This window comes from Streptomyces sp. G45 (assembly GCF_049542095.1).
Taxonomy (GTDB): Bacteria; Actinomycetota; Actinomycetes; order Streptomycetales; family Streptomycetaceae; genus Streptomyces.
The window spans coordinates 6,224,848-6,250,037 of record NZ_JBMUZU010000001.1; the positions used below are offsets into that span (position 1 = coordinate 6,224,848).

Annotated in this window: 16 protein-coding genes and 1 pseudogene; 5 read left to right on the forward strand and 12 right to left on the reverse strand. The window is 74.4% G+C overall.

Annotated elements, in window-relative coordinates; all coding sequences use genetic code 11:
• The first annotated feature begins 225 nt into the window (after positions 1-225).
• Together ACOBQU_RS26195 and ppdK are read left to right on the forward strand one after the other, a co-directional pair.
• A complete protein-coding gene (locus ACOBQU_RS26195) occupies positions 226-1,401 on the forward strand; it encodes an ROK family protein (protein WP_423630081.1) in 1,176 nt (391 codons plus the stop codon).
• A 435-nt stretch (positions 1,402-1,836) separates the two neighbouring features.
• Complete coding sequence (gene ppdK, locus ACOBQU_RS26200; protein WP_423630083.1) at positions 1,837-4,572, forward strand: pyruvate, phosphate dikinase; 2,736 nt, start codon at positions 1,837-1,839, stop codon at positions 4,570-4,572.
• A gap of 173 nt (positions 4,573-4,745) precedes the next feature.
• Here ppdK and ACOBQU_RS26205 read toward each other — a convergent pair whose 3' ends face one another.
• Both ACOBQU_RS26205 and ACOBQU_RS26210 read right to left on the reverse strand, forming a co-directional pair.
• Positions 4,746-5,507, reverse strand: coding sequence for a DUF4232 domain-containing protein (locus ACOBQU_RS26205; RefSeq protein WP_423630085.1), 762 nt, complete (start codon positions 5,505-5,507; stop codon positions 4,746-4,748).
• Between the two features lie 148 nt (positions 5,508-5,655).
• Complete coding sequence (locus ACOBQU_RS26210; protein ID WP_423630087.1) at positions 5,656-8,589, reverse strand: AfsR/SARP family transcriptional regulator; 2,934 nt, start codon at positions 8,587-8,589, stop codon at positions 5,656-5,658.
• Positions 8,590-9,346: 757 nt separating this feature from the next.
• Here ACOBQU_RS26210 and ACOBQU_RS26215 point away from each other — a divergent pair.
• Positions 9,347-10,357: an alpha/beta hydrolase gene (locus tag ACOBQU_RS26215; RefSeq protein ID WP_423630089.1), complete on the forward strand. Its 1,011-nt coding sequence runs from the start codon at positions 9,347-9,349 to the stop codon at positions 10,355-10,357.
• 18 nt (positions 10,358-10,375) lie between these two features.
• Here ACOBQU_RS26215 and ACOBQU_RS26220 read toward each other — a convergent pair.
• From ACOBQU_RS26220 to ACOBQU_RS26235, 4 genes and pseudogenes are all read right to left on the reverse strand, one after another.
• Positions 10,376-11,211 (reverse strand): annotated as a pseudogene (locus ACOBQU_RS26220) (carbohydrate ABC transporter permease).
• Positions 11,212-11,215: 4 nt separating this feature from the next.
• Entirely contained in the window at positions 11,216-12,130 is a 915-nt protein-coding gene (locus tag ACOBQU_RS26225) for a carbohydrate ABC transporter permease (RefSeq protein ID WP_423634727.1), read from the reverse strand.
• Between the two features lie 38 nt (positions 12,131-12,168).
• On the reverse strand, positions 12,169-13,431 hold the full coding sequence (locus ACOBQU_RS26230) for an ABC transporter substrate-binding protein (RefSeq protein ID WP_423630090.1): 1,263 nt from the start codon (positions 13,429-13,431) through the stop codon (positions 12,169-12,171).
• Positions 13,432-13,737: 306 nt separating this feature from the next.
• Positions 13,738-15,594 (reverse strand): APC family permease, encoded by a 1,857-nt coding sequence (locus ACOBQU_RS26235; protein WP_423630092.1) that lies wholly within the window; start codon positions 15,592-15,594, stop codon positions 13,738-13,740.
• 237 nt (positions 15,595-15,831) lie between these two features.
• On the opposite strand from ACOBQU_RS26235, the gene ACOBQU_RS26240 reads away from it, so the two are divergent.
• On the forward strand, positions 15,832-16,434 hold the full coding sequence (locus ACOBQU_RS26240; protein ID WP_423630094.1) for a hypothetical protein: 603 nt from the start codon (positions 15,832-15,834) through the stop codon (positions 16,432-16,434).
• Between the two features lie 270 nt (positions 16,435-16,704).
• On the opposite strand, the gene nirD is transcribed toward ACOBQU_RS26240, so the two are convergent.
• Genes nirD through ACOBQU_RS26255 form a run of 3 tightly spaced genes read right to left on the reverse strand, consistent with a single transcriptional unit; the run spans position 16,705 to position 20,835 of the window.
• Positions 16,705-17,058: a nitrite reductase small subunit NirD gene (gene nirD, locus ACOBQU_RS26245; protein ID WP_423630096.1), complete on the reverse strand. Its 354-nt coding sequence runs from the start codon at positions 17,056-17,058 to the stop codon at positions 16,705-16,707.
• Positions 17,055-19,604, reverse strand: a complete 2,550-nt coding sequence (nirB, locus tag ACOBQU_RS26250; RefSeq protein ID WP_423630098.1) for a nitrite reductase large subunit NirB — start codon at positions 19,602-19,604, stop codon at positions 17,055-17,057. The genes nirD and nirB overlap by 4 nt, the downstream gene beginning before the upstream one ends.
• A 1-nt stretch (position 19,605) precedes the next feature.
• Complete coding sequence (locus tag ACOBQU_RS26255) at positions 19,606-20,835, reverse strand: NAD(P)/FAD-dependent oxidoreductase (RefSeq protein WP_423630100.1); 1,230 nt, start codon at positions 20,833-20,835, stop codon at positions 19,606-19,608.
• A 1,197-nt stretch (positions 20,836-22,032) separates the two neighbouring features.
• Between ACOBQU_RS26255 and ACOBQU_RS26260 the strand changes: the two genes are divergently transcribed.
• Positions 22,033-22,815 (forward strand): sulfite exporter TauE/SafE family protein, encoded by a 783-nt coding sequence (locus ACOBQU_RS26260; protein ID WP_423630102.1) that lies wholly within the window; start codon positions 22,033-22,035, stop codon positions 22,813-22,815.
• 127 nt (positions 22,816-22,942) lie between these two features.
• On the opposite strand, the gene ACOBQU_RS26265 is transcribed toward ACOBQU_RS26260, so the two are convergent.
• The 3 genes from ACOBQU_RS26265 to soxR form a co-directional block, all read right to left on the reverse strand.
• Positions 22,943-23,587 carry a class F sortase gene (locus ACOBQU_RS26265; protein ID WP_423630104.1) on the reverse strand — a complete coding sequence of 215 codons (645 nt, stop codon included), beginning with the start codon at positions 23,585-23,587 and terminating at the stop codon, positions 22,943-22,945.
• A 107-nt stretch (positions 23,588-23,694) separates the two neighbouring features.
• A complete protein-coding gene (locus ACOBQU_RS26270) occupies positions 23,695-24,246 on the reverse strand; it encodes a hypothetical protein (protein ID WP_423630105.1) in 552 nt (183 codons plus the stop codon).
• 430 nt (positions 24,247-24,676) lie between these two features.
• Positions 24,677-25,135 (reverse strand): redox-sensitive transcriptional activator SoxR, encoded by a 459-nt coding sequence (gene soxR / locus ACOBQU_RS26275; protein WP_423630107.1) that lies wholly within the window; start codon positions 25,133-25,135, stop codon positions 24,677-24,679.
• Positions 25,136-25,190 lie beyond the last annotated feature (55 nt).

Sequence of the window (25,190 nt, forward strand, 5' to 3'; positions counted from 1 at the left end):
TCGGTGGGGTTCAGCCTAGAGTTACGTCTACTCAGTACGCAAAACCCAATATGTAACGCTGAGTTGACGCGCGCAAGGGGCCGCCTGGATATGCCAGGGGGCGCGGGGGGAGTGAGGCCGGTGGACGCGAGGAGCGGACCTTTCAGGGGTGCGCCGGGTGCGCCGGGGGCGCGGCCGGGGCGGGGGAGCGCCCCCCAGGCCAGCGCCGGTGACCTGCTGCACCTGGTGCGCAGCGGCCGGGCCACCACGCGCGGCGCCCTCCAGCGGGCCACCGGCCTGTCCCGGGCCACCGTCGGCCAGCGTCTGGACCGGCTCTTCCGCGCGGGCTGGCTGCGCGAGGCCACCGGCACGCCCGCGCCGGTGGCGTCGCCGCTCGGCGGGCGTCCCGCCGCCCGCCTGGAGTTCGACGACGCGCACGCCGTGGTGCTCGCCGCCGACCTGGAGACCCGGCACGCCCGCACGGCCCTGCTGACCCTCACCGGCGAGGTGCTGGCCGAGCACACGGGCGCGCTGCGCGTCGATGAGGGCCCGCGCGTCGTCCTGGACGAGCTGGGCGCCCGCTTCGGCGCGCTGCTGCGCGAGGGCGGCAGTCCGGCGTCGGCGGTGTGCGGCATCGGCCTGGCGGTGCCGGGCCCGGTGGACAGCGAGACCGGCCGCGTGGTGCAGCCGCCGATCATGCCGGGCTGGGACGACTTCGACATACGGGGCAGGCTGCGCCGGGCCTTCGCCGCGCGCACGGGCGGGTCGGCGCGGGTGCCGGTGCTCGTCGACAACGACGCGAACCTCATGGCGTACGGAGAACAGCGCGCCGCCCACCCGGACTGCGCGGCCTTCGTGCTGGTCAAGGTCTCCACCGGCATCGGCGCGGGCGTCGTCGTGGACGGCGCGGTCTACCGGGGCATCGACGGCGGGGCGGGCGACATCGGGCATGTGCGGCTGCCGGGCGGCCCCGGCGACGCGGACGCGCTGTGCAAGTGCGGCGCGCACGGCTGTCTGGCGGCCGTGGCCAGCGGGCGGGCGCTCGCGGGGCGCCTCGCGGCGGCGGGCGTTCCGGCGGCGTCCGGCTGGGACGTGCGGCGGCTGCTGGCGGCGGGGCACCCGGAGGCGGTGCGGCTCGCGCGGGAGGCGGGGCGGCGGGTCGGCGAGGTGCTCGCCACGGTCGTGACGCTGCTGAACCCCGGCGTTCTCATGATCGCCGGAGATCTGGCCGGAACGCCCTTCCTGACGGGCGTGCGCGAGCTGCTGTACCAGCGGGCGTTGCCGCGCTCCACGGCCCATCTGCAGATCGTCACCTCGACGCTGGGGGAGCGGGCGGGTCTGGTGGGGGCGGGTGCGCTGGTGGTGGAGCACCTGTACGCGCCGGAGCGGGCCGAGGCGCGGCTGGCGGCGCTCGGTTTCTGACGGCGGTGGGCGTTCCGCTTCCGTGCCCGGCGAGCGTTCCGACGGCGTCCGGATGCCGGGATTTCGGCCGCGCAAACGGCGTGATTCTCGCCACCCCTGATAGACCTTGCGCTCAGATGAGCGGCCGGGAGGCGCCCTTCGGGTGGCTGCACTTCTCCAAGTGGTGGCACTGAGTGCCATTGCTCGATCATTTACGATCTGAACTCACAACTGGCGACTCCCCTGCTCATCTGAGCGAAAAGCAGGCTCTACAGGGGTTGACCGTTCAAGACTTGAACGAAGATCCTTCACCCTCGCTACCGGCGAGTCACTTTCGATCTAGTGGCGGACGGGTGGTTACAGCCGTGTGACCCACAAGTGGACGTACCCAGACGCCTTCGATCTGGGTATGTTCCTCGCCGTCAGGGCAGCCACCACGTCCAGGAGTCGAGACCCGTGTCGGAAAACAAAGATCCCCACGTAGCTCAGGTAGCTCAGGGCGTGAAGTTCGTTTACGACTTCACCGAGGGCAACAAGGACCTCAAGGACCTCCTCGGCGGCAAGGGCGCGAACCTCGCCGAGATGACCAACCTGGGGCTTCCCGTGCCCCCGGGCTTCACGATCACCACCGAGGCCTGCAAGGTCTACCTCGACAGCGGCGAGGAGCCCGCGGCACTGCGTGACGAGGTGAGTGCGCACCTCGACGCCCTGGAGCAGAAGATGGGCAAGAGGCTCGGCCAGGCCGACGACCCGCTGCTCGTCTCCGTCCGCTCGGGCGCCAAGTTCTCCATGCCCGGCATGATGGACACCGTCCTGAACATCGGGCTCTCCGACAAGTCGGTGCAGGGCCTGGCGAAGCAGGCGGGCGACGACCGGTTCGCCTGGGACTCCTACCGGCGCCTCATCCAGATGTTCGGCAAGACCGTCCTCGGCGTCGACGGCGACCTCTTCGAGGACGCCCTGGAGGCGGCCAAGGCCGCCAAGAAGGTCACGGTCGACACCGACCTGGAGGCGGGCGACCTCAAGAAGCTCGTCACCAAGTTCAAGAAGATCGTCAAGGCCGAGGCGGGCCGCGAGTTCCCGCAGGACCCGCGCGAGCAGATGGACCTCGCCATCAAGGCGGTCTTCGACTCGTGGAACGGCGACCGCGCCAAGCTCTACCGCCGCCAGGAGCGCATCCCGCACGACCTCGGCACCGCCGTCAACGTCTGCTCGATGGTCTTCGGCAACCTCGGCCCCGACTCCGGCACCGGCGTCGCCTTCACCCGCGACCCCGCCTCAGGACACCAGGGCGTGTACGGCGACTACCTGCAGAACGCGCAGGGCGAGGACGTCGTCGCGGGCATCCGCAACACCGTCCCGCTCGCCGAGCTCGAGCGGATCGACAAGAAGTCGTACGACCAGCTCATGCGGATCATGGAGACCCTGGAGACCCACTACAAGGACCTCTGCGACATCGAGTTCACCATCGAGCGCGGCCAGCTGTGGATGCTCCAGACCCGCGTCGGCAAGCGCACCGCGGGCGCGGCCTTCCGCATCGCCACCCAGCTCGTCGACCAGGGCCTGATCACCGAGGCCGAGGCGCTGCAGCGGGTGACCGGCGCGCAGCTGGCGCAGCTGATGTTCCCGCGCTTCGACGAGGACGCCAAGGTCGAGCAGCTCGGCCGGGGCATCGCCGCCTCGCCGGGCGCCGCCGTCGGCAAGGCCGTCTTCGACTCGTACACCGCGATCAAGTGGTCCCGGTCCGGCGAGAAGGTCATCCTGATCCGCCGCGAGACCAACCCCGACGACCTCGACGGCATGATCGCCGCCGAGGGCATCCTCACCTCCCGCGGCGGCAAGACCTCCCACGCCGCCGTCGTCGCCCGCGGCATGGGCAAGACCTGCGTCTGCGGCGCCGAGGACCTGGAGGTCGACACCAAGCGCCGCCGCCTCACCGTCAACGGCACGGTCGTCGAGGAGGGCGACGTCGTCTCCATCGACGGCTCCACCGGCAAGGTCTACCTGGGCGAGGTGCCCGTGGTCCCCTCCCCGGTCGTCGAGTACTTCGAGGGCCGTATGCACGCGGGCGCCGACGACGCCGACGAGCTGGTGCAGGCCGTGCACCGCATCATGGCCTTCGCCGACGGCAAGCGCCGCCTGCGGGTGCGCGCCAACGCCGACAACGCCGAGGACGCGCTGCGCGCACGGCGGTTCGGCGCGCAGGGCATCGGCCTGTGCCGCACCGAGCACATGTTCCTCGGCGAGCGCCGCGAGATGGTCGAGAAGCTGATCCTCGCCGACACCGACGCCGAGCGCGAGGACGCCCTCAAGGAGCTGCTCCCGCTCCAGAAGGCGGACTTCGTCGAGCTGTTCGAGGCCATGGACGGCCTGCCCGTGACGGTGCGGCTGCTCGACCCGCCGCTGCACGAGTTCCTGCCCGACATCACCGAGCTGTCGGTGCGCGTCGCGCTCGCCGAGTCCCGCAAGGACCACAACGAGAACGACCTGCGGCTGCTCCAGGCCGTGCACCGCCTGCACGAGCAGAACCCGATGCTGGGCCTGCGCGGCGTACGCCTCGGCCTGGTCATCCCCGGCCTGTTCACCATGCAGGTGCGGGCCATCGCGGAGGCCGCGGCCGAGCGCCGGGGCGCCAAGGGCGACCCGCGCGCCGAGATCATGATCCCGCTCGTCGGCACCGTCCAGGAGCTGGAGATCGTCCGCGAGGAGGCCGACCAGGTCATCGCCGAGGTCGAGGCCGCCACCGGCACCGACCTCAAGCTCGCCATCGGCACCATGATCGAGCTGCCGCGCGCCGCCGTGACCGCCGGTCAGATCGCCGAGGCCGCGGAGTTCTTCTCCTTCGGCACCAACGACCTCACGCAGACGGTGTGGGGCTTCTCCCGCGACGACGTGGAGGCCTCCTTCTTCACCGCGTACCTGGAGAAGGGCATCTTCGGCGTCAGCCCCTTCGAGACCATCGACCGGGACGGCGTCGGCGCGCTGGTGCGCGGCGCGGTCGAGGCCGGGCGCGCCACCCGGCCCGGCATCAAGCTCGGCGTCTGCGGCGAGCACGGCGGCGACCCGGAGTCCGTGCACTTCTTCCACGAGGTGGGCCTGGACTACGTCTCCTGCTCGCCGTTCCGCATCCCGGTGGCCCGCCTCGAGGCAGGCCGGGCGGCCAGCCAGGCCCAGGGCAGCGACCACCGCTAGCCGCGGGTCGTTGGGGGGCTGCCCCCATAGAGCCCCGGAGTCGTCGTCGTGTCCCCGACCCTCAACCGATGCGGCGGCGGCTCCGGTTCACGAAAGGAAGGGGCGGCGCCCTGTGCGGGGGTGCCGCCCCTTCCGGCTGTCCGGGCGGGGGGTGCCCGGACAGGTCTGGGGGGTCAGAAGGCGTAGGGCTTCGCCGGGTTCCAGTGGGTGACGTCCGCGGAGGACCAGGTGAACTTGGACGGGGCGCCCTTGGCGTCGAAGGCCTCTTGGCCGTTGCCGGGGCCGGTGTCGCCGGTCTGGTCGCGCAGCGCCAGGGACAGGCTCGTCGAGGTGCGGCTCTTCGCGCCGTCGGTGAAGAGGTTCACGGCGGAGTAGACCTTGCCGCCGGGCTTGACGGTCACGCGGGCGGTGCCGCCGGGGGCGTCCTTGGACGAGTGGCCGAGGACGGTGACGGAGTCGCCGAGCATCACCGACGGGTACGAGGTGACCCAGCACGGCTTGGTGTCGGCGTTCACGGCGGTGATCAGCAGGTGCTCGCCGCGCTGCCCGGGGAAGCGGTGCAGGACGGAGTACGACATCTCGTTGCCGTCGCACTGCCGCACGCTCGCGGAGCGCGCGGCGTCGACGGTGGCGCCGGAACCCTTCGCGCCGGAACCGCTCGCGCCGGAACCGCTCGTGCCGGAGCCCTTCGCGGCGGGGGCCGCGCCGGAGCGGGAGGGGGCGGACCGGCCGTCGTCCGCGGTGCCCTCGCCGCCCGCGTTCACGGTGCCCTCCGTGGCCTTGCCGCCCGTGGTGCCCGCGACCTCGCTCGCCTTGGAGCCACCGGACTTCCCCGAGCCCTCGTCACCGGAGCCGCCGCAGGCGGTCAGGGACAGGGCGAGGGCGGCGGTGGCCGCGGCGGCGAAAGCGGTGGTGCGGATGCGCGTCGTACGCATGTGATGTCCCCCAGTGCGGTGGTGCTGGCTCGTGGTCCTCGCGGAGTCACCCCCGCTGTGGACACCACCTTCGCCGCCCGCGCTGGCGTTCCGCTCACGCCCGGCTGATGTCCCGCTGACGCGCCGTCCACACCCGTGCGCGGCGCCCTCAGGAGCGGGCCGTGAGCCGCAGGACCGCCGTGTCGTAGCGGGCCCGCAGGCCCACGTCGGCCGAGACGCGCAGCAGCGCGCCGAGCGCCCCGACCGCGCCCTCGTCGAAGCCGGAGGATTCCGCTTCCCGCGCCGCCGTCTCCAGGCGCCGGACGCCCTCGGCCTCGTCGCCCAGGCCGATCAGGGCCTCACCGGCGGTGGTGAGCAGCAGCACCCGCGACGCCGCCGACGTCTGCGCGGGCAGGTCGACGGCGAGGGCGGCGCTCGCCGTGTCCAGGGCGCGCCGCCACTGCCCCAGGGCCAGGTGGTGGCGGGCCAGGTGGTGCAGGGCGAGCCGTTCGGTGGGCCGGTCGCCCGCCTCGCGGGCGAGCCGCGCGGCCCGCAGGCAGCCCCGCGCCGCCTCCTCCGGGTCCCCGAGGGCGGCCTGCGTGAGCGACAGGTTGACCAGCGCCGTCGCCTCGCCGGACACGTCGCCCACGCGCGCGGCGAGCGCGGCGGCCGCCTCCAGGTGGGCCTCCGCGTCGCCGGTGCGGCCCTCCTCGGCGAGCACCCAGCCGAGCAGCGCCCGCACCCGCGACTCGGCGCGGGCGTCGCCGTCGGCGCGGGCGGCGTCAAGGGCTGTCTCCAGGAGCGGGGTCCAGCCGTCCCGGTGCCGCCACACGATGTGCGGCCACAGCCCGAGCACCAGGCGCCAGGTCCTGCCGTGCAGCCCGGCGGCGCGCGCCGCCGCCACCGCCTGCGCCAGGTCGTCGCGCTCGGCCGCGTACCAGGCCATGGCCTCCTCGCGGTCGCGGAACTCCCGTACGCCGGGCGGCTGGTGGAAGTCGCCGGGCAGCGCGAAGCAGTCCTCCTCGCCGGGCTCGGCCGCGGCGATCGCGGCGAGGGCGGTGGCGATCTGCTGGTCCAGGAGGCGCGGGACCGCGCCGGGCCCGGCGTCCAGACCGCGCGCGTACAGGCGTACGAGGTCGTGCAGCGACCAGCGGCCCGGCGCGGACCGGATGACGAGGTGGGCCGCGGCCAGGCGCTCCAGGGCGGCCTCGGCCGCCTGTGGGCCGGTGCCCGCGAGGGCGGCGGCCGCGTACCGGTCGACGTGCGTGCCCGGGTGGCGGCCCAGGTGCGCGAAGTGGTGGGCGACGTCCCCCGGCAGGCGGCGCACGGTCAGCCGCAGCGCCGCCCGCACGCCGGTGTCCTCCACGTCGAGCAGGGCCAGCCTGCGGGACTCGTCGGACAGTTCGGCGCCCAGCGCGCCGAGCGACAGGTCCGGCTGGTCGGCGAGCCGGGCGGCGGTCACACGCAGCGCGAGCGGAAGCCCGCCGCACAGCTCCGCGAGGCGCCGGGCGGCCACCGCCTCCGCACGCACCCGCTCCTCGCCGAGGACCGCGGCGAGCAGCGCGGTGCCGTCGTCCGGTCCGAGGACGTCCACCAGTACGGGCCGCGCCGCGTCCGAGGCGATCAGGCCGCGCAGCCGGTACCGGCTGGTGACCACGGTGACGCAGTGGGTGCCGCCCGGCAGCAGCTCCCGGACCTGCGCGGAGTCCCGGGCGTTGTCGAGGACGACGAGCAGGTGCCGGTCGGCGGCCAGCGAGCGGTACAGCGCGGCGGCGCCGCCCGCCGACTCCGGTACGCGGCGCGGCGCGACCCCGAGCGCCAGCAGGAACTCGCGCAGCACTTCGAGGTGGCCCGGCTCGTCGGCGTCGCTGAAGCCGCGCAGGTCGGCGTAGAGCAGGCCGTGGGGGAAGGCGGCGCGCTCCCGGTGCGCCCAGTGCACCACCAGGGCCGTCTTGCCGACGCCCGCGGGCCCGGTCACCAGGCACACCGGCGCCTCGCCCGCGGCGGCGCGGGACAGCGCGGTGAGTTCGGCGGCGCGGCCGTGGAAGCCGCGGGGGACGCGGGGGAGCAGGTCGACGGGGGCGAGTCCCGGGGCGGGGCCGAGGCCTGGCGGGGAGCCGATTCCCGGCGGGGAGCCGATTCCCGGCGTGGGGCCGGGCGGCGGGGGCGCGGCCGGGGCGGTCACCGGGGTCGGCGGCGCGGCCTGGACGGGTCCGGCGGCGCTGCCTTGGCCGTTGGGGCTGTCCTGGCTGCCGGGGGCGTGGTGGCTGCCGGGGTTGGCGTGGCCTTCGGGGGCTTGGTGGCCACCGGGGGCGTGGTGGCCGCCGGGGACGGCGTGGTCGCCGTAGGTGTCGTGGCCGTCGTCGGCGCCGCGCAGTGCCGCCGCGTACGCGTCCGCCAGCTCCCGGCCGGGGTCCACACCCAGCTCGTCCGCGAGCAGCCGCCGGGTGCGGTGGAACCAGTCCAGCGCCTCCGAGCGGCGCCCCGCCCGCTGGAGCGCCCGCATCAGCGCCGCCGAAAGGGACTCGCGCAGCGGGTGCGCCCCGGCCTCCGCGCGCAGCACGGCCGCCGCCCGGTGGTGCTCGCCCTGGCGGGCGTACGCCGCGGCGAGCAGCTCCACCGAGGCGAGGCGCAGCTCCTCCAGGGCGTGCGCGGCGGCCAGCAGCGGCGGGCTCGGGTAGGCGCCGGTCAGCGCGGGCCCCTGCCACAGCGCCAGGGCCTCCTGGTACATGGCGACGGCATCGCCCGGCGCGCGCTGCTCCCGGGCCAGCGTCACCAGTTCCTCGAAGCGGTGCGCGTCCAGCAGCGACTCCGGCATCCGCAGGGCATACGCCGCGCCCCGCGTCACCAGCTCGACGCCGAACACGTCGGCGTCCGCGTCGGCGAGCAGGCTCCGCAGCCGCGACACATGGCCCTGGATGACGCTGCGGGCGCGCGCGGGCGGCTCGTCGTCCCACAGGGTGGCCGTCAGCTGCTCCACCGGCACGGGCCGGTTGGGCCGCAGCAGCAGCGCGGCGAGAAGGCTGCGCCGCTTGGCGGGACCGAGGGGCAGCTCACCGGCCTCGGTGCCGATGGAAACCGCTCCGAGCAGCCGGAACTCCACGCGCGTAACTCCTCCTGGGGAAGCCGCCAGGTTATCGGAGGGGCGCGCGGACCGGGACGCGCGCACCCCGCGTCCGCCCCTCCCGGCACGGCTCCCCGCCCCGTTTGACGTGATCTTTCCCTTCCGGACGGAGGTGCCCCACCCCGCTCTCGCGTCCCCCTCAGCGGTACGCCCAACCGAACGGAACCAACCGAACCCACCGAAGGGAGCCCCACGTGGTGCACCCCCTGCCGCGACGCCTCGTCGTGCCGCTGCTCGCGCTCGGCCTGACGGCGACGCTCGCCCCGGGCCTGGCGACGGCCGCGCCCCGCGCCGACGCCACCGACGCCACCGCCGATGCCGCCGACGCCGAGGCGCGTGGCCTCGCCCGCTACACCCAGCAGAAGCTCACCTGGAAGAGATGCGCCGCCGACAAGCCCGCGAAGTTCCAGTGCGCGACGCTCACCGTGCCGCTGGACTACGCCGCGCCGAAGGGGAAGACCCTCAAGGTCGCGGTCTCCCGGGTCAAGACCAGCAAGCCCGGCACCCGGCACGGCGTGCTGACCTTCAACCCCGGCGGCCCCGGCGGCTCCGGGCTCGACCTGCCCCTGGCCGCGTCCGAAGGGCTGCCCAAGGCCGTCCTGGACCGCTACGACCTGATCGGGTTCGACCCGCGCGGCGTCGGCAAGAGCTCGCCGGTGACGTGCGGGCTCAGCCGGGCCGACCAGTACTTCCCGCGCCCCACCCGCTCCGCCGCCGAGTTCGGGCGGAACGCGCGGTGGGCCAGAGGGTCGCCGACCAGTGCCGTACGAAGAACCCCGGCGTGCTCCCGCACATCAGCACCCGCAACACCGCGCGCGACATGGACGTCCTGCGCGCCGCCGTCGGTGAGCGGAAGCTGTCGTACTTCGGCGTCTCGTACGGCACCGCGCTCGGCGCCGTCTACGCCCAGCTGTTCCCGCGCCGCGCCGACCGGTTCGTCCTCGACAGCGCCGTCGACCCCGGGCGGATGTGGCGGGGCATGTACCAGATCTGGGCAGAGGAGGTCGGAGGGGCCTTCGACCGCTGGGCGAAGTGGACCGCCGAGCGGAACGCCACCTACCACCTCGGCGACTCCCCGGCGCAGGCCCGGCGGACCTTCTGGAAGATCGTGGCGCGCGCCGACCGTAAGCCGCTGGTCGTCGACGGGCAGAAGCTCGACGGCGCCGCCGTGCGCGACCTGGCGCGGCCCGAGTTCTTCAGCGTCCGCAGCGGAGCCGAGCTGGTCAAGCGGCTGAAGCGGGCGGCGGGGGGCGCGTCCGTGTCCGGCACGCCGTCCGAGCCGTTCTCCGACAACGAGTTCGCCTCCCACTTCGCGGTGGTCTGCTCCGACGCGGCCTGGCCCCGCGACCCGGCGACGTACTACCGCGACACGGTGCGCAACTCCGTCCGCTACCCGCTGTACGGCGACTTCCCGTCCGGCATCGCGCCGTGCGCGTTCTGGCCCCGGGGCGCCGAGCCCGCCACCAAGGTCGACAACGGCGTGCCGCTGCTGCTGGTGCAGAACGAATGGGACCCGCAGACCCCGCTGTCCGGCGCGCGGAACATGCACCGGGCCCTGAAGGGCTCCCGGATGATCACCGTGGACGAGGGCGAGGGCCACGGCGTGGTCTTCGGCGGTGGCGGCCACCCGTGCGCGGAGAACCCGACCATGCGCTACCTGGCCACGGGCAAGCTCCCCGGCAAGGACCTCACCTGCCACGCCACGCCGGGCCAGCGCCGCGCCGAGCCCCGGGCGAACGCGTTCTGAGCCCCCGGGGCGCGGCGGTCACTCGTCGATGCCCGAGCGCTCCACGCCCGCCACGATCCAGCGCTGGAAGAACAGGAACACCAGCAGCAGCGGCACGATCGACACGGCCGCCGCGACGAACAGCTCGTGCAGCCGGATCACTTGAGAGGTGGTGAACGAGGCCAGGGCCACCTGGACGGTCCACGCGTCCCGGTCCTGGCCGATCACCAGCGGCCACAGGAAGGAGTTCCAGGCGCCGATGAACACGATCGTGCCGACGGCCGCGAACACGGGCCGCGCGTTCGGCACGACCACCCGCCAGTAGGTGCGCCAGTAGCCGAGCCCGTCGACGCGCGCCGCGTCCTCCAACTCCCGGGGAAGCCCAGGAAGTACTGCCGGAAGACGAAGCACGCGAACGCCGAGAACAGCGTCGGCACGATCAGTCCGCGCAGCGTCGAGACCCAGCCGAGCGACGACACCAGCACGAACGTCGGTACGAAGGTGACGGCGGCCGGGACCATCATCGTGCCGAGGATCGCGTAGAACACGTGGTCGGCGTACCGGTAGGGGATGCGGGCCAGGCCGTAGCCCGCGAGGGAGGCGAGCAGCAGGGTGCCGAGCGTCGTCAGGACCGCGACCAGCGCGGAGTTGGCGAGGGCGCGGGCCATCGGCACCGTCGGGTCGTCGAACAGCTCGGTCACGTTCGACCAGCGCAGCGTGGACGGGAAGAACGTCCAGTCGGGCGAGGTGATGTCCGCCTCGGAGGACAGGCCGTTGCGCACAAGGAGGTAGAACGGGATCAGGAACAGCAGCGCGAGCGCGATGAGCAGCGCCACGCGCAGCGCGCGCCCCACCCGCAGCCAGGCGTCGTGCATGGCGTCAGTCCTCCTTCCTTCCCAGGCCGAACCAGCGGGCCTGGCCGATCGTCACCACGGCGATGATCAGGGCGAGCAGCACCGCGCCCGCGCTGCCGAGGCCGAGGTTCTGCCCCTGGCCGAGCGCCGTGTAGTAGAGGTAGACGAGCGGGGGACGGGCGTACGGCGGATAGCCGCGGGCGTCGGACAGCAGGTTGTAGAACTCGTCGAACGCCTGGAAGGCGTTGATGACCAGGAGCAGCACGACCGCCACGGAGGTGGCGCGCAGCTGCGGCAGCGTGATGTGCCGCAGCACCTGCCAGCCGGGCCGGGCCCCGTCGACCGCGGCGGCCTCGTACAGGGTGGGGGAGATCCGCTGGAGCCCCGCCAGGAAGAGCACCATGTAGAACCCGGCCTGGAGCCACAGCCGCACGGTGACGATCACCAGCCAGTACCAGGGCGGGTCCGTGGTGGACAGCCACGCGGTCTGGTCGGCGCCGAACCAGCCGAGCACGGTGTTCGCGAGCCCGAACCGCACCCCGTTGAAGATCGACATCTTCCAGATCAGGGCGGCCACCACGTAGCTGCACGCCGCTGGCAGGAAGAACACCGACCGCAGGAACGCCTGCGCGCGGCGGGCGCGGTTCACCATCAGCGCCAGCGCCAGGGACAGCAGATACGTCGTGGGCACGATGAAGGCCGTGAAGACGGTGAACGTCCACAGGCTGTCGGTGAACGCGTCGTCCTTCAGGAGCGTCGTGTAGTTGTCGAGGCCGACGAACTCCGTGGGGGAGACCGTGTTGTGGGCGTCGAAGAAGCTGAGGTAGACGCTCCAGCCGAGCGGTACGTACGTGAAGACGAGCAGCCCGAGCGCGAAGGGCCCGACGAAGATCCAGAACCAGAGGGTGCGGTTCTGGGGCCCGGCGAGCCGCCGCGCCAGCGACGGCCGCCGCGCCTCCCGGGCCGCGTGGGGGGCGCTCACGAGGACTTCCTCTTGACCCGGGACAGCTCCGCCGCCGCCTTCCGCACGACGGACCGCAGCTCGCTCTCCGGGTTGGCGCCCGACTTGATGATCCGGCTGAGCGCGTCCTGGTAGGCGACGCGGCTCGCCGTGGTCCACAGCAGCGGCTCGGCGTAGCCGTACCGCGTGGAGTAGCCGACGGCGTCGGCCGCCGCGCCCTTCTTCAGGACGTCGGCCCGCTTCGCCAGGGACAGCCGGGCGGGGATGTGGAAGCCGTACGACAGCGCGAAGTCCCGCTGGTAGTCGGTCTTCTCCACCCACAGCCAGCGCAGGTACGCCTTGGCCTCCTCCTTGTGGCGGGTGCGGGCGCTGACGGCGGCGCCGTACGCGCCGACGGGCACCGCGGGCTTCCCGCCGCCGGTGGCCTTGGGGAACGGCAGGACGCCGAAGTCGTCGCCGAGTGCCTTCTTCACCGCGGGCAGCGCCCACAGGCCCGACCACTGCATGGCCGTGAGCCCCTGCACGAACGCCGACGGGTCCGACCAGTCGGAGGGCGCGCCGAGCAGCAGCGACTTGTCCGCGTAGAGCTGGCGCAGCGGGGCGAGGGCGCGGGCCGCCGCCGGGTCGTCGAAGCCGACCTCGCCGTCCTTGGTGACCAGTTCGAGTCCCGCCGCGTACAGGGGGGTTCCGCCGAGGGCGCTCGCGCCGCCGTCGTTGCCGAGGAACAGGCCCTTGACCTTCCTGTCCGTCAGGGCCTTCGCCGCGTCGACGAGTTCGTCGAGGGTCGTGGGCGGCTCGACGCCCGCGTCGTCGAGGAGGCTCCTGCGGTAGTAGAGCAGCTGCATGTCGACGACCTGCGGGATCGCCCAGACGCGGCCGTCGTACGTCTTGGGGGCGAGCACCGCCGGGTTGAAGTCGTCCTTCACGCCGTCGAACGCCTCGGTGAGGTCCAGGACCTGGCCGCCGCGGATCTGGTCCAGGGTGGGGCCGTTGACCTCGAACACGTCCGGGCCGGAGTCGGTGAGCAGGGCGGCGGCGGTCTGCTCGTCGTAGTTGCCGGGCCGCCACTGGACGCGGACGTCCGCCTTGTCGTAGGCGGCGGCGTACCGCTTCACGGCCTGCTCGGTGCCGGGCTCTCCGTACTGGTGGTACCAGTGCGACAGGGGCGTGCCCTTGCCCTTGCCGTCGCGCCCGGTGTTGCCGCCGCAGGCCGTCAGGAGGGCGGTGGTGGCGGCGGTCGCGGTGGCGGTGGCGAGCAGAGTCCTGCGGCTGATGGTCATGGCGTGTCCCCCTGCGCTGGATCGTCGGGCGTCGGGTACGGGCCCAACGATCAACCATGCGGCGGGATTACGACAGGCGTATTGCGGCCGTGTGATCCCTCGCGGGGGGCGCCCAGACCCGCCCCTTCCTGGCGTGGGCGCCCGGCACCACTTGATCGGCGCTCCGCGCCTCGTCCTCAAACGCCGGACGGGCTATATCCAGCCCGTCCGGCGTTTGAGGACGAGGCCGAAGGCCGATTCACGGGGGTGCCAGGGGGCTGGCCCCCTGGTTCGGGAAGGGGCGGGTCTGGGGCGCCCCCGCGAGGGTCAGCGCCGTGGGGCGAGGCGGAAGCGGAGGCGGCAGATGGCGGCGTCCGTGTCGCGGCGCACCGCGTGGGCGAGGACCGCGCCCCGCTGGTTCTGGAGGAGCCGCTGCCACAGCCGCCCGGGCTCGACCTCGGGGATGAGGACGGTGACCCGCGTCCCCGGGTGGTACTGGTACACGCGCCGGACGTACGCGGCGACCGGCCGCCCCACACTCCGCTGCGGCGACGGCAGTTCGATCAGCTCGACGCCGGGATCCCACAGCTCCCAGTCGCGCCGCAGGGCCGCCGCGGCCCGCCGGTCCTCGGGGTCCTGGTGGGTGACGGTGACGGCCCGCACCTCGTCGCCGAGGGACACGGCCGCGGTGAGCGCCTCGCAGGTCAGCTTGGACAGGCCGGAGACGGGCACGATGACCAGGGAGTGGTCGCGGTGCGGCGGCTCGGGCACGCGGCCGAGCCCGAGGTCCTCGCCGATGCGCCCGTACGCGCGGTGCACGACCTCGAAGCAGCACACGATCGCGGGCAGCGCGAGCACGATCAGCCAGGCGCCCTCGGTGAACTTGGTGGCCGTGACGACAACCGCCGACACGCCGGTCAGGACCGCGCCGAAGCCGTTGAGCAGGGCCTTCGCGGGCTTGCCCGCCGCGCGCCAGTGGATGACCATGCCGGTCTGGCAGAGGGTGAAGCCGACGAAGACGCCGATCGCGAAGAGCGGTACGAGAGTGTTGGTGTCGCCGCCGGAGAAGACGAGGAGCGCGGCGCCCGCGACGGCGAGGGCGAGCACGCCGTGGCGGTGGACCTGCCGGTCGGCCTTGAGGGCGAACACGTGCGGCAGGTAGTTGTCGCGGGCCAGCAGGCTCATCAGGACGGGCAGCCCGCCGAAGGAGGTGTTCGCGGACAGGGCGAGCAGCACCATCGTCGCGAACTGCACTACGTAGAAAGCCCAGTTGTGGCCGAGCGAGGCGTCGGTGAGCTGCGCGAGGACGGTGACGCCCTCGGCGGGCTGGAGCCCGAAGCGGGAGATCAGGACGGACAGGCCGATCAGCATCACGCCGAGGAGCGCGCCGAGGGCGACCTCCGCGTGCTGGGCCCGCTTGACGCGCGGCGCCCGGAAGGACGGCACGGCGTTGGCGATGGCCTCCACGCCGGTGAGCGCCGAGCAGCCGGAGGCGAAGGCCTTCAGCAGTAGCAGCGCGCCGACGGTGGTGGCGTTGTCGGCGACGACCGACGCGTGCCCGTGGGCGGCCTCGGTGCTGACGGGCGCGGACCGGAACAGGCCGACGGCCACCACGGTGAGGATCGCGCCGACGAACACGGCGGTCGGCACGATGAACACGCGCGCCGATTCCACGATGCCCCGCAGGTTGACGGCGGTGATCACCGCGAGCACGCCCAGGCACAGCGGCAGCCGGTCCGCGTACAGCTCGGGGAACGCGGAGGTGAGGGCGGCGACGCCCGCGGTCACGGCGACGGCGACGTTCAGGACGTAGTCGAGGACCAGCGAGGCGGCGGCGACCAGGCCAGGACGGCGGCCCAGGTGGGCCTTGGCGGCGGCGTAGCTGCCGCCGCCGTCGGGGAAGGCGGCGATGACCTGCCGGTAGGAGGCGACGAGCACGGCGAGCAGCGCGGCGATCGCGAGGGTCACCGGCAGGGTGAAGCCGAGCCCGTAGCCGCCCGCGGCGGCGAGGACGAGGACGATCGCCTCGGGGCCGTAGGCGACGGACGCCATGGCGTCGAGGGACAGCGCGGCGAGGCCCTGCAGGGCGGTGAGGCGGTGCCGGTCACCGGGGTCCCCGGCGGCGCCGGTATCGGGGGGTTCCTCGACGGCCGCGGCGCTGGTGTCCTCGGAGACGGTCGTCATGTCGGGGGTGCCTTTCGTGCGAGTTCGCCGTGACGGCCGTGGTGGCCGTGGGAACTCAGGTTCGGCTCGCCGGGGGCCGGTGGCAGCTCCTCTTGGCGGCTCCTTGGCGGGGGCGATCTCCTTCTTGACGACTTGTTAAGGGGGTTCGTCAGCAATGCGTAAAGGTGTTCCCTGAAGGTGTATATGGGCCGTCAACGCACCGGACCGCGCCGCGGGGCCGGTCCTACGGTGCGGCACATGGGACATGGGCGCTGGGAACGGGACCGGGCGGCGGGGCACGGCGTGGCGGGCGGGGCGCGGGCCCTCGGGCGGGTGCGCGCCGGGGGACCGCCGTCGGCCGACGGGGTCGTCAGCGACCGGCGCTGGGCGGGGGACCTGCGGGCCGCCGTCTTCTGCTCCGCGGCGCTGCTCGTCCTGATCGTCCTGGTGGACCTCGCCGCGGGCAGCCTCAGCGCGGCCCGCACCGCCCTGTGGACGGCGCTCTCCGCGCTGCTGTATGTGATCCTGCACCCGGTGCGCGTGTCCGCGGGCCCCGGCTGGCTCGCCGTACGCGGCCCGCTGCGCACCCGGCACGTGTGCACCGGCCTGCTGACGAGCGTGCGGGTCAGCGAGACGGTGGCCGCGCGGCTGGTGCTGCGCGACTCCCTCGGGCACCGCGTGGAGTTCGACCCGAAGGTCCTCGTGGAGAACCCGCTGCTGCTGCACCGCCTCGACGCCGGTGCCCGGCAGGCCAGGGCCGCGGGCCTGCTCCGCACCGGCACCGTGGAGCTCGGCCAGCTCGTGGCGCGGGTGGACGGCGCTGCCGCCCAGGCCGTCTTCAGGGCCTCCGGGCTCCCCTAGCGGGGCCCTTCCTGCCCGCCCGCCCGTCACCCCCTGGCGAGCGGTGACCGCCCCTCGCGGGGGTTGCGCACCGTCGGCGTCCGCGGCTCTGTGGTCGCTTCCTTCCCCGAGCCCGGAGCCCGCGCCGGTAGCGAGGGCGGTGCGGCCGGTTGAGCGGGGGCGGGCGGGGGCGGGCATGCGGGGGCTCCTCGGGGTGCGCGGACGGCCCGGCCCCGCGGGCTCTGGACCGGTCCATCCGGCCCCGCGGGCTCTGGACCGGCCCATCCGGTCCTAGGCGCGCACCCGCACCTCGTACACCCCCACCCGCACCTCCGCGTCGTCGAGGCACACCCCCGTCTCCAGGTCGAAGCGCTGTTTGAGCAGCGGCGAGGCGACGAAGACCCGGCCGGACGCCGAGCCGACCAGGCCGCGGGCGAGGACGGCGGCCCCGGTGAACGGGTCGCGGTTGTCGATCGCGTACACCCGGCCCGCGCGGTCGCGGAACAGCGCCGCCTGCCGCCCGTCCGGCAGCAGCACCGCCGCGCCGCGGCCCGGCGTGAGGCGGGCCGGATCGCAGACGGGCAGCCAGCCGCCGTCGACGCGGAGCCGGACGCGGGGGCCGGTAGGGGTGGCCGTGTCGGTCATCGCGCGGACGTCCCTTCCAGGTTCCGGGGGGTGAGGGCGAGCAGCGGCAGGTCCGGCTTGATCTGCTCGCGCTCCGGGACGAACGCCACCATGGGGTCGGGGGACTCCGGTGCGTTCACGAACGACACGAAGCGGGCGAGCCGTTCGGGGTCGTCGAGGGTCGCGGCCCACTCGTCGCGGTAGTGCGTGACGTGCTCGGCCATCAGCGCCTCCAGCTCGGCGCAGAGCCCGAGCGAGTCGTCGACGACCACCTCGCGTACGTGGTCGACGCCGCCGTCGAGCCGCTCCAGCCACGCCGAGGTGCGCTCCAGGCGGTCGGCGGTGCGGATGTAGAACATCAGGAACCGGTCGATCAGGCGCACCAGTCCGGCGTCGTCCAGGTCCTTGGCGAGCAGGTCGCCGTGGCGCGGGGAGGCGCCGCCGTTGCCGCCGACGTACAGGTTCCAGCCGCCCGACGCGGCGATCACGCCGAAGTCCTTCGAGCGGGCCTCCGCGCACTCGCGGGCGCAGCCCGACACCGCCGACTTCAGCTTGTGCGGGGCGCGCAGGCCCCGGTAGCGCAGCTCCAGGTCGATGGCCATGCGCACCGAGTCCCGCACGCCGTAGCGGCACCAGGTCCAGCCCACGCAGGACTTCACCGTCCGCAGCGCCTTGCCGTAGGCGTGCCCGGACTCGAAGCCCGCGTCCACCAACCGCCGCCAGATCAGCGGCAGTTGCTCCACGCGTGCGCCGAACATGTCGATGCGCTGACCGCCGGTGATCTTCGTGTAGAGCCCGAAGTCCCGGGCGACCTCGCCGATCACGATGAGCCTGTCCGGGGTGATCTCACCGCCGGGGACGCGCGGCACCACCGAGTAGGAGCCGTTCTTCTGGAGGTTGGCGAGGAAGTGGTCGTTGGTGTCCTGGAGGGCGGCCTGCTCGCCGTCGAGGACATAGCCGTCGGCGCCGATCGCGGGCGCCAGCGAGGCGATGATCGAGCCGACCGCGGGCTTGCAGGTCTCGCAGCCCTCGCCGCCGCGCGCCTCCTCGCGGCCGTGGCGGTCGAGCAGCTCCCGGTAGGAGGTGAGGCGCAGGGTGCGCACGATCTCGTACAGCTCCTGGCGGGTCCGGGCGAAGCAGCCGCACAGGCCGCCGGGCCCGGTGCTCGGCAGCAGCTGGCCGATGAGCCGGACGCAACTTCCGCAGCCCGTACCGGCCTTGGTGCGCTCCTTCACCTCGGCGAGGCTCGCGCAGTCCCGCACGGCGGCCTTGGTGACGTGGTGGCAGGTGCACACCACCGCGTCATCGGGCAGCGCCTGAGGGCCGAGCCCCTTGGCCGCGCCCGTGCCCGCGCCCGCGGGCAGCACCAGCTGCTCGGCGGGCACCGGCGGCACCGAACCGGTCAGGGCGCGCAGCGTGCCGTACGCCGCCGCGTCGCCGACGAGGACGCCGCCGAGCAGCTCCCCGCCCGGCCCGATCACCAGCTTCTTGTACGTGCCGGAGCGCGAGTCGGCGTACACGACGTCCAGGCAGCCGTCGGCCGTGCCGTGCGCGTCGCCGAAGGACGCCACGTCCACGCCGAGCAGCTTCAGCTTGGTGGAGGTGTCCGCGCCGGTGAAGCCGGGCCGGGCGGCGCCCGCGAGGGCGGCGGCGGCCGTCTCGGCCATCTCGTAGCCCGGCGCCACCAGGCCGTACACCCGGCCGTCGGCCGCCTGCGCGCACTCGCCGATCGCGTACACCGCCGGATCGCCGGTGCGGCACCGCTCGTCCACCACGATCCCGCCGCGCTCGCCCACCGCCAGGCCGCAGTCCCGGGCGAGCTGGTCGCGGGGCCGCACGCCCGCCGAGAACACGACGAGGTCCACGTCCAGGCGGGAGCCGTCCGACAGGCGCATCCCGGTCACCGCGCCCGCGCCGTCGGCGGTGATCTCCTGGGTGCCGGTGCCGGTGTGCACGGTCAGGCCCATGCCGGTCAGGGTGCGCCGCAGCGCCGCGCCGCCGCCGTCGTCGATCTGCACCGGCATCAGACGCGGCGCGAACTCCACCACGTGCGTGGCCAGGCCCAGCCCGCGCAGCGCGCCCGCCGCCTCCAGGCCAAGCAGCCCGCCGCCGACCACCGCGCCGGTCCGCGCCCGCTTGGTCGCGTACTCCTCGATGGCGAGGACGTCGTCGACGGTGCGGTAGACGAAGCAGCCCGTGGCGTCCCGGCCCGGCACCGGCGGCACGAACGGGTACGAGCCGGTGGCGAGCACCAGCGTGTCGTACGCGACCCTGAGGCCCGAGCGGGCGGTGACGGTCCGCGCGGCCCGGTCGATCCGCTCGGCGGGGTCGCCGACCCGCAGCTCGATGCCGTGCGCGGCGAGGAACTCCGCGTCCGTCAGGGAGAGTTCGTCGGGGGTCCGGCCGGAGAAGTACGAGGTGAGCCGCACGCGGTCGTACGCGGGCCGGGGCTCCTCGCACAGCACCACGACCCGGTGCGTGGCCGTCACGCCGTGGTCGGCGAGGGCTTCGAGGAAGCGCTGGCCGACCATGCCGTGGCCGACGAGGACGAGGGTGGGCAGCGGCATGTCAGTGGCCTCCGTCGTGGGTGAGCAGGTGCAGCGGCGGGGCGCCGTCGGCGGGCAGCGGTTCGTCGGACTCCCAGGCGCGGGCCAGCGCGCCGACCGCGGCCAGCTCGCCGAGCAGCACACCGCCGACGATCCGGTCGCCGCGCACGACGACCTTGCGGTACGTGCCGCGGGTCGCGTCCGCCAGGCGGATCACGTCGTCGTCGGGCCGGGCCTCGGCCTCGCCGAACGCCGCGACGTCCAGGGGGTGGTGGGCGTGCGGAAGGGTCAGACGGGTCAGGGAGCGGGTGCCCGTGTAGGGCGGGGCGGGCCCGCGCGGCAGCAGGGCGGCGGCGAGCGCGTCGGCCTGGTCGAGCGCGGGAGCGGCGAGGCAGGCCGTCGTGCCCGCGTGCTCGGCGCAGTCGCCGATGGCGCGGATGCGCGGGTCGCTGGTGCGCAGCTGGTCGTCGACGACGACGCCGCGCCGCACGTCCAGCCCCGCGGCGCGGGCCAGGCCCGTGCGGGGCCGCACCCCGCAGGCAAGCACGGTCAGCTCGGCCGCGAGGACGTACCCGTCCGCGAGGTGCACGGCGCGCACCGCGCCGTCGGCCTGGCGCACGCCCGTGACCCGGCACTCGGTGTGCACCTCCACGCCCAGGCCCGTCAGATGGAGCCGCACCAGCTCGGCGGCCGCCGGGTCCAGCTGGCGCTCCATCAGCCGGTCGCCCTGCTGCGCGAGGACCACCCGCGCGCCCCGGTCGGCCAGCGCGCGGGCCGCGCACACGCCGAGCAGTCCGCCGCCGATGACGACCGCGCGGGTGCCGGGGCGGGCCGCCCGCGCCAGGGCCAGGCAGTCGTCCATGGTCCGGAACGCGTGGACCGCGCGGGGCAGTTCCTCGGCGGCGCCGGGCGCGAACAGGCCCCTCAGCGGCGGCAGCACCGGGTTCGCGCCGGTGGCGAGCACCAGCGTCTCGTACGGGACGCGGGTGCCGTCCGCGCACCGCACCACCCGGGCGGCGCGGTCGATCTCCACCGCCCGCGCGCGGTGGTACGCCCCCGGGGGCGGCGGCAGCGCGATCACCTCCGGGGCGTAGCGGCCCGCGAGGACGTCGGTGAGCAGGACGCGGTTGTACGGGGGGTGGGGCTCGTCCCCGATCAGGGTGGCGCCGGAGCCGAGGCGGGCGGCGAGGCGGGCACCGGCGAGGCCCGCCCCCACGATGGTCACTCGCGGGGGCGTGGTGGTCGTGGTCATGCCCCGCAGCGTGCGGTGCCGCCGTTTCCCTCGGGGGGCGGTTGCGTTACCCGCGCGGAACGCGGCGCTCACGTTGGGCGCGGGGGTGTGTGAGCCCTTTCGCCGCCCGTGCGGGTCTGGTGCCGGTTCCTCTTTCCCACCCGCCCGCCCGTGACCGCCCTCGCGGGACGTTGCCGCCTCTGGTGGGGGCTGACCACCGTCGGCGTCTGCCGGTCCGTGGGGCGCTTCCTTTCCCACCCGCCCGCCCGTGACCGCCCTCGCGGGACGTTGCCGCCCCTGGTGGGGGCTGGCCACCGTCGGCGTCTGCCGGTCCGTGGGGCGCTTCCTTTCCCACCCGCCCGCCCGTGACCGCCCTCGCGGGACGTTGCCGCCCCTGGTGGGGGCTGGCCACCGTCGGCGTCTGCCGGTCCGTGGGGCGCTTCCTCTCCCACCCGCCCGCCCGTTGCTGCCTGGCTGCGCGGGTGGGCGCCCCACGCGGGGGTCGGGCGCCATCGGCGTCTGCCGGTCCGTGGGGCGCTTCCTTTCCCACCCGCCCGCTCGTTGCTGCCTGGCTGTGCGGGTGGGCGCCTCTGGTGGGGGCTGACCGCCGTCGGCGTCTGCCGGTCCGTGGGGCGATTGCTCACCCACCCGCCCGCTCGTTGCTGCCTGGCTGTGTGGGTGGGGGTCTCTTGTGTGTGGGGGAGCGGACGCCGTCGGCGACTGCGGGTCTTCGCCCCCCAGCGGCCCGCAGTCGCCGACGGCGGCCAGCCCCGGCAAGGAGCCTCCACGTCCCGCGAGGGCGGAAACGGGCGGGCGGGTGGGAGAGAACAACCACCCACGCACCCGCAGCGCACGTCAACGCCTGCCGCTCCCGCGTGGCCGCTCGTCTCCCTCCGGCTCGCCCGTTGCCGCCTCCTGGAGGTGCCGACGGCGGTTGACCCCCACAAGGAGCGCCCACCCTCATGTGCCCCGCACGGGTGGGCGGGTGGGAAGGGTCGGCCCACGATGGCGGCAGTCGCCGACGCTCGCGTACCCCCACGGGGGGCGGTCCCGGGTCAGCGGGCGGTAACGGGTGGGCGGGTGGGAGGGGGGAGCCATGACCATGGCGGCAGTCGCCGATGTGCGCGTACCCCCGCGGGGGGCGGTCACCGGGCACCAGGCCCGCACGGGCGGGCGGGTGGGAAAGCGGCCCCTGAGGCTGCCGGTAGTGTCGCGATCATGCCAGACATACCTGTGACCACCATGGCGCTGCTGTGCCTCGCCGCCCTCGCGGCAGGGTGGATAGACGCCGTGGTGGGCGGCGGCGGCCTGCTCCTGCTGCCCGCACTCCTGCTGGGCCTCCCGCCAGGGACCCCCGCCGCGACCGCCCTCGGCACCAACAAGGCCGTGGCGATCGTCGGCACCACCGGCGCCGCCGTCACGTACGTACGCAAGGCCCCGGTGGACGTCGGCACGGCCGTCCGCATCGGAGTGGCCGCGCTCGCCGGTTCCACGGGCGGCGCCTTCTTCGCGGCGGGCATGAGCACCGAGGTTCTGAAGCCGGTCATCATGGTCGTGCTCGTCGCGGTCGGCGCGTTCGTGATCTTCCGCCCGGACTTCGGTACGGCTCCGGCGACGGGCCCGCTCCCGCCGCGCCGCGTGCTCGCCGCGATCGGTGTCGCGGGCGTGGGCATCGGCTTCTACGACGGCCTCATCGGACCCGGCACGGGAACGTTCCTGGTGCTGGCGCTGACCGCCGTGCTCCAGCTCGACCTGGTGCGGGCCTCCGCCAACGCGAAGATCGTCAACTGCTGCACCAACGTGGGCGCCCTCGCGATGTTCTCCTGGCAGGGCGCCGTCCTGTGGCAACTGGCCGCGGTCCTCGCCGTCTTCAACCTCGCGGGCGGCATGTTCGGCGCCCGCACGGCCCTGAAGAAGGGCAGCGGCTTCGTACGGATCGTGCTCCTGACGACCGTGGTCGCCCTGGTGGCGAAGATGGCATACGAACAGTGGGCGGCGTAGCCCCCCACAAACCCCACCCCCCACAAACCCCCACAAACCCCGCACTCGCACCCACCCCACACCCACCCCACACCCACCCCACGCCCACCCCACACCCACCCCACCGCCCCAGGCGCCCACGCCAGAATCAGTGGCGGCTGCCGACCAAGTGCGCGAACACGACCACGTTCCCCTGGTAGCCCGTCTTCTTCGAGTACCGCCCGCCGCAGGTGATGACCCGCAGCTCGGGCCGCGCCGCGGCGCCGTACACCTTCTCGTCGGGGAAGTCCTTCGCGTCGTACACCTCGACCGCGTCGACGGCGAACAGCGCGACGGAGCCGTCGCGGCGCTCGACCTCCACCGCCTGGCCCTTGCGCAGCGCCCCCAGGCGGTAGAAGACGGCCGGGCCGTCGGCGTTGTCGACGTGCCCGGCGACGACGGCGGTGCCGCGCTCGCCGGGGGTGGTGCCCGCCTCGTACCACCCGGCGAGGTTGCGGTGGCGCGGCGGCGGTACGTCGAGGCTGCCCTGCGGGGTCAGGCCGAGCCCCATGAGGGGGGCGTCCACGCCGATGGCGGGGACCCGGACGCGGTCGGGCGGCGACGGCGGCAGCGGCGCGGCGGCGGGCAGCGCTACGCCGGGCGACGCCGTCGCGGCCTCGGCGGCGGACGGCTGCGGCGGCGGGTGCGAGGCCGTGCCGCTGTGCAGCAGCCAGGCCCCGGAGCTCAGGGCGAGCACGGTGACGGCCCCTATGAGGCGGGCGCGCAGGGCGCCGCCGCGCGAGCTGTGGACCATGGCTTCCCCTCAGGAAGGTCGGGGCCCCTCCCGCTCCCCGGCCGCGAGGGACGGGCGGCGGGGAACGGGAGGGGACGGCGGTACCCGCGGGCAGCGGAGGGTGCCCGTCAGAACCTGTCGCCTCTCGCCCGGCGATGCAGGAGCCAGGTACCGCCCGCGGCGGCGATGGCGAGAGCGGCCACGCCCGCCGCGGTCTGTACGGGGTCGGGGCCGAGCGCGCCGCCGACCCCCGTCTTCACGTGCCCCCTCGGGTGGACCGGCACCGGCGCCTGCTCGCGGGCCGACGCGGTGGACGTCAGCGTCACCGTCAGGTCGCCCGCGACGGGACGCCCGCCGGTGCCCGCGCCGGAGCAGCGGGCCACGATCTCGTATGTGCCGGGCTGCGCCGACGGCGGCACCTCGAACCGCCCCACGGCCGCCTTCCCGCGCGGCCCCGGCGCCAGCGCGAACGTGCCCGCGCCCACCGCGCTCGCGTCGCCCGTCGCGCTGCCGCCCGCGCCGCACGCCGTCGTGGACACCGTGACCCTGGTGCCCGGCGTGACCGGGCTCGGCGTCACCTCCAGGGTGCCGGTGCCCGCGGCGGCCGCGGGGGCGGCGAGCAGGCCCGCCGAGGTGACGGCGAGCGCGGCGGAGGTCGTGAGCTGGCGGGCAGTGCGCATGGTGCTTGCTCCTACTCGGGGCCTGCGGGCGGGCGCGGTCGCGGTGGCCCCGCTCGGGGGCGCACTGTCGAGGTAACGGGCACTCGCCCCCGTACGCCTGCTGATGCCCCATCAGAAACACCGCCGCGCCCCGCCTCCTGACGCCCCGACGGCAACGTTCCAGCAGGTCATGGGCGTGTCGGCGGCGGGAGGGCGAAGGGGTGGCGCGGCGCCTGTGAATGGGTGACCCGCCCTCAGATCGCCGCCGGGCAAGACCCGCGCACACCGCCGGGCACGCCCGCCCGCGCACGCCCTCGGACAACGCTCGCGCCCGCAGTCGGACGACGCCCGCGCCCGCCCTCGGGCACGCCCGCGCGCCGTCGACGGCCGGTCAGCCCTCGATTCAGTCCTCGATTCAGCGCTCGGTTCAGTGTTGGATTCAATGCTCGGTTCAGTCCTCGATCAGCCGCCGCGGCCCCGGCCCGTGCGCCGCCAGCTCGTCCCACGGGTTGGACAGCGCGCACCGGTCCAGCGAGAGGCACCCGCAGCCGATGCAGTCCGTGAGGTTGTCCCGCAGCCGCTCCAGGGTGCGGATGCGCCGGTCGAGGTCCTCGCGCCAGCACTCCGAGATCCGCGCCCAGTCCTCCCGCGTCGGCGTACGGTCGTCCGGCAGCAGCTTCAGCACCTCGCGGATCGTGGCGAGCGGGATGCCGAGCCGCTGCGAGGTGCGGATGAAGGCCACGCGGCGCAGCGTGTCCCGGCTGTAGCGGCGCTGGTTGCCGGAGGTGCGGCGGCTGCTGATCAGCCCCTCCCGCTCGTAGAAGCGCAGCGCGGAGGGGGCCACTCCGCTGCGCTCGGCCAGTTCGCCGACGGTGGCTTCCTTGGCGCCCGGTGCGAGGTGCGTCGTCATGGGCGTCAGATTAACCAGGGAAGCGGCTTGACTTAAACCAAGGTTGAGCTAAGAG

What these genes read in the sequence shown, in the direction of transcription:
- ACOBQU_RS26270 (WP_423630105.1), bottom strand. Translation starts at nt 24,246, where the DNA reads ATGCGCACTGCCCGCCAGCTCACGACCTCCGCCGCGCTCGCCGTCACC.
- ACOBQU_RS26265 (WP_423630104.1), bottom strand. Translation starts at nt 23,587, where the DNA reads ATGGTCCACAGCTCGCGCGGCGGCGCCCTGCGCGCCCGCCTCATAGGG.
- nirB (WP_423630098.1), bottom strand. Translation starts at nt 19,604, where the DNA reads ATGCCGCTGCCCACCCTCGTCCTCGTCGGCCACGGCATGGTCGGCCAG.
- soxR (WP_423630107.1), bottom strand. Translation starts at nt 25,135, where the DNA reads ATGACGACGCACCTCGCACCGGGCGCCAAGGAAGCCACCGTCGGCGAA.
- ACOBQU_RS26240 (WP_423630094.1), top strand. Translation starts at nt 15,832, where the DNA reads ATGGGACATGGGCGCTGGGAACGGGACCGGGCGGCGGGGCACGGCGTG.
- ACOBQU_RS26260 (WP_423630102.1), top strand. Translation starts at nt 22,033, where the DNA reads ATGCCAGACATACCTGTGACCACCATGGCGCTGCTGTGCCTCGCCGCC.
- ACOBQU_RS26255 (WP_423630100.1), bottom strand. Translation starts at nt 20,835, where the DNA reads ATGACCACGACCACCACGCCCCCGCGAGTGACCATCGTGGGGGCGGGC.
- ACOBQU_RS26235 (WP_423630092.1), bottom strand. Translation starts at nt 15,594, where the DNA reads ATGACGACCGTCTCCGAGGACACCAGCGCCGCGGCCGTCGAGGAACCC.
- ACOBQU_RS26205 (WP_423630085.1), bottom strand. Translation starts at nt 5,507, where the DNA reads ATGCGTACGACGCGCATCCGCACCACCGCTTTCGCCGCCGCGGCCACC.
- ACOBQU_RS26230 (WP_423630090.1), bottom strand. Translation starts at nt 13,431, where the DNA reads ATGACCATCAGCCGCAGGACTCTGCTCGCCACCGCCACCGCGACCGCC.
- nirD (WP_423630096.1), bottom strand. Translation starts at nt 17,058, where the DNA reads ATGACCGACACGGCCACCCCTACCGGCCCCCGCGTCCGGCTCCGCGTC.